This is a genomic window from Sandarakinorhabdus sp. (assembly GCF_032115815.1).
In the GTDB taxonomy this organism is placed as follows: Bacteria; Pseudomonadota; Alphaproteobacteria; order Sphingomonadales; family Sphingomonadaceae; genus Sandarakinorhabdus.
The window spans coordinates 1-4635 of sequence record NZ_JAUMBI010000121.1; the positions used below are offsets into that span (position 1 = coordinate 1).

At 64.6% G+C, this 4635-nt stretch carries 5 protein-coding genes; all 5 read right to left on the reverse strand.

Annotated elements, in window-relative coordinates; all coding sequences use genetic code 11:
• Window positions 1-2: 2 nt before the first annotated feature.
• Window positions 3-800: an inositol monophosphatase family protein gene (locus tag RT662_RS07440; RefSeq protein ID WP_313670079.1), complete on the reverse strand. Its 798-nt coding sequence runs from the start codon at window positions 798-800 to the stop codon at window positions 3-5.
• Between the two features lie 106 nt (window positions 801-906).
• Window positions 907-1599 carry a thiamine phosphate synthase gene (gene thiE / locus RT662_RS07445; RefSeq protein ID WP_313670080.1) on the reverse strand — a complete coding sequence of 231 codons (693 nt, stop codon included), beginning with the start codon at window positions 1597-1599 and terminating at the stop codon, window positions 907-909.
• Window positions 1600-1601: 2 nt separating this feature from the next.
• Complete coding sequence (locus RT662_RS07450; RefSeq protein WP_313670081.1) at window positions 1602-2516, reverse strand: class I fructose-bisphosphate aldolase; 915 nt, start codon at window positions 2514-2516, stop codon at window positions 1602-1604.
• 12 nt (window positions 2517-2528) lie between these two features.
• On the reverse strand, window positions 2529-3725 hold the full coding sequence (locus RT662_RS07455) for a phosphoglycerate kinase (RefSeq protein WP_313670082.1): 1197 nt from the start codon (window positions 3723-3725) through the stop codon (window positions 2529-2531).
• Window positions 3726-3730: 5 nt separating this feature from the next.
• Window positions 3731-4635, reverse strand: a 905-nt coding sequence (locus RT662_RS07460) for a type I glyceraldehyde-3-phosphate dehydrogenase (protein ID WP_409530144.1), incomplete at its 5' end; no start/stop codon positions are given.

Sequence of the window (4635 nt, forward strand, 5' to 3'; positions counted from 1 at the left end):
GCTCAGCGCAGCGCGCCGGCGATCAGCTTGTGCAAGCGCGACTGGATAGACTGGTTGCCCACGATGATCTCGCGCCGGCCCACCATGCCATCGCTGCCCCGGAAATCGCTGACGAAGCCGCCGGCTTCCCGGATCAGCAACATGCCGGCGGCGATGTCCCAATAAGAAAGGCCGGTTTCCCAGAAGCCATCGAACCGACCGGCCGCCACCCAGGCCATATCAAGGCTGGCCGCACCAAAACGGCGCACGCCAGCCACTTCCGGCATCACGGCATTCAGGATCGAATTGAACTGGGCGCGATCGCCATGACCTTGATACGGAATCCCGGTGGCGATCAGGCAATCATTCAGATCACGCCGGCCCGACACGCGCAGGCGCTGTGTCTGCAGCCAGGCACCACGGCCCTTCTCCGCCCAGTAACTTTCGCCGGTCAGCGGCTGATGAATCAGGCCAGCGACCACCTCGCCATCGATTTCGGCGGCGATGGAAATGGCGAAATGCGGGATGCCGTGCAGGAAGTTGGACGTGCCATCCAGCGGATCGACGATCCAGCGGCAGCGTTCATCCTCGCCCTTGTGCTCGCCGCCTTCTTCCAGCAGCAGACCCCAATCCGGGCGCGCATGGCGCAGCACTTCGACCACGCTGGCTTCGGCAGCACGATCGGCGTTGGAAACGAAATCGGCCGGGCCCTTGCGGCTGACCTGCAGCGCATCCACTTCCCCGAAATCACGGCGCAGCTTGGGCGCGGCCTTGCGCGCGGCCTTTTCCATGACGGTGATGAGCGAACTATGGGCGACCATGGCGAAATCCTTGCAGCCGGCGCGGGCGCGCGGGCAGCGGTTGGGGAACAGGGATGCGAAAGAGCGAGGAGCGAACGGGGCGCGCCTTAGCGGATGCCGGCGGCGATTACCAGCCCAGCACGTCTCCAAACGCCTTCACGCCGGCGCCCGGCCCGCCTTCATGATCCCACACCGCCCGCACCACGGCGATGAAATCCGCCCCAGCCTCCACCAGCGGCGCAGCGTTGTGCGGGAAGATGCCGCCAATGGCGACGCAGGGCAGTTGGCTCAGCGTGATCCACCAGCTCAATATTTCCGGCTGCGGGCGGTAGTGCGACGGCTTGGTCGTGGTGTCGTAAAACGCCCCGAATGCCACATAATCCGCGCCAGCCTCGCCGGCTTCCATGGCGAGATGCCGGCTGTCGTGGCAGGTGCGGCCGATCTGGGCCTCGCGGCCGAGCAGCGCGCGGGCGTCGGCAATGCTACCGTCCCCCTGCCCCAGATGCACGCCGTCAGCGCCGGCCTGTTTGGCCAGATCGGCACGGTCGTTCAGGATGAAGGCCACGTCAGCTGCATTGCACACCGGCAGCAACGCCTCGCAGGCGCGCAGCACGTCGGCATCGCTCACATCCTTCAGCCGAAGCTGGAACGCTGCCACCGGGCCAGCATCCAGCGCGGCCTTCAGGCTTTCGGTAAAGGCCGGGATCTCGATGCGCGGCGGCGAGACAATGTAAAGCTGGCAGGCCGGCCGCTCATCCTGTTCGAAGCGGTCGGCAAAGTCTGCCGGCAGGGGAACCAGTTCGTCGTCCGTGCTGCTCAAGGTCAGGCCTTGCCCAGATAGATGTCGACGATCTTGTCCAGCATCGCCAGCGCTTCGGCGCGCGGGCGCTGGAAGGTGTTGCGCCCGATGATGCTGCCGTTGCCGCCGCCGTCACGAATGGCGACTGCGTCGCTGAACACCGCATCGGTGCCCTTGGTCGCGCCGCCGGAGAAGACCACCAGGCGGCGGCCGTTCAGGCAGGATTTCACCACGTGCGCCACGCGCTTGTCCTGGCCGGACCAGTCGGCGCCTTCATAGGCCTTCTGCGCATCCTTCTGCTCGATATGGGCAGACGGCAGCTTCACCTTGATGATGTGCGCACCCAGCAGCGCCGCCATGTGGGCGGCATAGGCGCCAACGTCGAGCGCCAGTTCGCCTTCCTTGCTCAGCATGCCGCCACGCGGATAGCTCCACAGCACGGTGGCAAGGCCGACCGATTTGGCTTCGGCGGCCAGTTCGCGGAATTCCTCCATCATGTCGAACACGTCGTCCGCACCCGGATAGATGGTGAAGCCGATGGCGGCGCAGCCGAGGCGCAGCGCGTCGTCAACGCCGCCGGTAACGGCCTGGTTGATGCCGGTGGCCCAGCTGTTGCTGCTGTTCATCTTCAGGATGGTGGGGATTTGGCCGGCGAACGTGTCGGCGCCGGCTTCCAGCATGCCCAGCGGGGCGGCATAGGCCGAAAGCCCGGCATCGATGGCAAGCTGGTAGTGGTAATGCGGATCATAGGCTTCCGGGTTGGGCGCAAAGCTGCGCGCCGGGCCATGTTCAAAGCCCTGATCGACCGGCAGGATCACCATCTTGCCGGTGCCGCCCAGCCGGCCCTGCATCAGCAGCCGCGCGATGTTGCCCTTGGTGCCGGGATTGTCGCTCTCGTAATTGGCCAGGATCGCCTTGACGGTGGGCGTGATCGACATGGTGTGTCCCCTTTATGCCTGTTGAAGTGCGACCACGCCCGGCAGCGGTTTGCCTTCCATCCATTCCAGGAAGGCGCCGCCGGCAGTGGAAATGAAGCTGAAATCCTGGGTGACGCCGGCATGGGCCAGCGCTGCCACGGTATCGCCGCCACCCGCCACGGTGAGCAGCGTGCCCCCTTGCGTGAGCGCAGCCGCCGTGCGGGCCAGCGCCACGGTGGCGGCATCGAAGGGCGGAATCTCGAACGCGCCCAGCGGGCCATTCCACAACGCCGTTGCGCAGGTTTTCAGCGCATCGGCCAGCGCCTCGACCGCGGCCGGGCCGATATCGAGCACCATTTCATCGACCTGGATATCGTGGATATTGGCGACGCGGTTGGCGGCATGCGCCTTGAACTCCTTGGCCACCACAACGTCGTACGGCAGGTGGACGGTGCAGCCGGCCTTTTCCGCCCGCGCCATGATGTCGAGCGCGGTGTCCTTCAGGTCATGCTCGCAAAGCGACTTGCCGACATCGATGCCGCGCGCCGCCAAGAAGGTGTTGGCCATGCCGCCGCCGATCATCAGGTGATCGACCTTTTCCACCAGGTGGGTCAGCACGTCGATCTTGCTCGAAACCTTGGCGCCGCCGACGATCGCCGCCACCGGGCGCTTCGGCGAACCGAGCGCGGCTTCCAATGCCTTCAATTCGGCTTCCATCGTCCGCCCGGCAAAGGCCGGCAGCACATGCGCCAGGCCTTCGGTGCTGGCATGTGCGCGGTGGGCGGCCGAAAAGGCGTCGTTCACATAGAAATCGCCGGCCGCAGCCAGTTCGGCCACAAACGCCGGATCATTGGCTTCCTCGCCGGCATGGAAGCGCGTGTTCTCCAGAACCGCGACGCCACCCGCCGGCAGCGCCCCGGCAGTCGCCGTCACCACAGGGCCAACGCAATCCGCCACAAAGGACACAGGCCGGCCCAGAACGGCAGCAAGTGCCACCGCAATCGGCTTCAGGCTGTTCTTTTCATCGCGACCCTTGGGCCGGCCGAAGTGCGACAGCACCAGCACCTTGGCCCCGGCATCGGCCAGCGCCGCGATGGTCGCCACCGCAGCCCGCAGGCGGGTATCGTCGCTTACCGCACCATCGGCCATCGGCACGTTCAGATCGGCGCGGACCAGCACGGTCTTGCCAGCCAGCGCCGGCATGTCATCGATGGTACGGAACGAAGCCATTGTTCTTACAGGAACTTGCCCATGGCGACGGCGGTATCGGCCATGCGGTTGGAGAAGCCCCATTCATTATCGTACCACGACAGCACGCGCACCATGTTGCCGCCGATCACCGCGGTTTCCAGGCTGTCCACGGTGGACGAAGCCGGGCTGCCGTTGAAGTCGATGGAGACCAGCGGCTCCACGGTGAAATCGAGGACGCCTTTCAGTTCACCTGCAGCAGCAGCCGCAAGCACCTGATTCACCTCATCTTTCGTCGTCGGACGGGCCGATTCGAAGGTGAGATCAACCACCGAAACATTCGGCGTCGGCACCCGGATCGCCGAACCATCCAGCTTGCCCTTCAGTTGCGGCAGCACTTCACCCACGGCGCGGGCCGCGCCGGTGGTGGTGGGGATCATCGACAGCGCAGCGGCCCGGGCGCGGCGCGGATCATCATGAATTTGATCAAGAATTTTCTGATCGTTGGTGTAGGCGTGCACCGTCGTCATCAGGCCCTTTACGATGCCGAACTCGCGGTCCAGCACCATGGCGACCGGCGCCAGGCAGTTGGTGGTGCACGAGGCGTTGGAAACGATGTTGTGTTCTGCCGTCAGCTTGTCGTGGTTCACGCCGTAAACCACTGTCAGATCAACATTCTTGCCCGGCGCGGAGATCAGCACCTTCTTGGCGCCGGCCGTAATGTGGGCACCAGCCTTGGCGGCATCGGTGAAGAACCCGGTGCATTCCAGCGCACTATCCACGCCCATGGCCGCATGCGGCACTTTGCCGTGTTTGGCGGACCATGAAAGCAATGTTACCTTCATGCGGTCATTGCTTTCCCGCACATCGGTAATGCGCCAATCATTGCCACGCCATGTGATTGAATACAAATCCTGACGGTCAACGATTTCACGAGTGTTTGGCGTGTAGT

What these genes read in the sequence shown, in the direction of transcription:
- RT662_RS07440 (WP_313670079.1), bottom strand. Translation starts at nt 800, where the DNA reads ATGGTCGCCCATAGTTCGCTCATCACCGTCATGGAAAAGGCCGCGCGC.
- RT662_RS07455 (WP_313670082.1), bottom strand. Translation starts at nt 3,725, where the DNA reads ATGGCTTCGTTCCGTACCATCGATGACATGCCGGCGCTGGCTGGCAAG.
- RT662_RS07450 (WP_313670081.1), bottom strand. Translation starts at nt 2,516, where the DNA reads ATGTCGATCACGCCCACCGTCAAGGCGATCCTGGCCAATTACGAGAGC.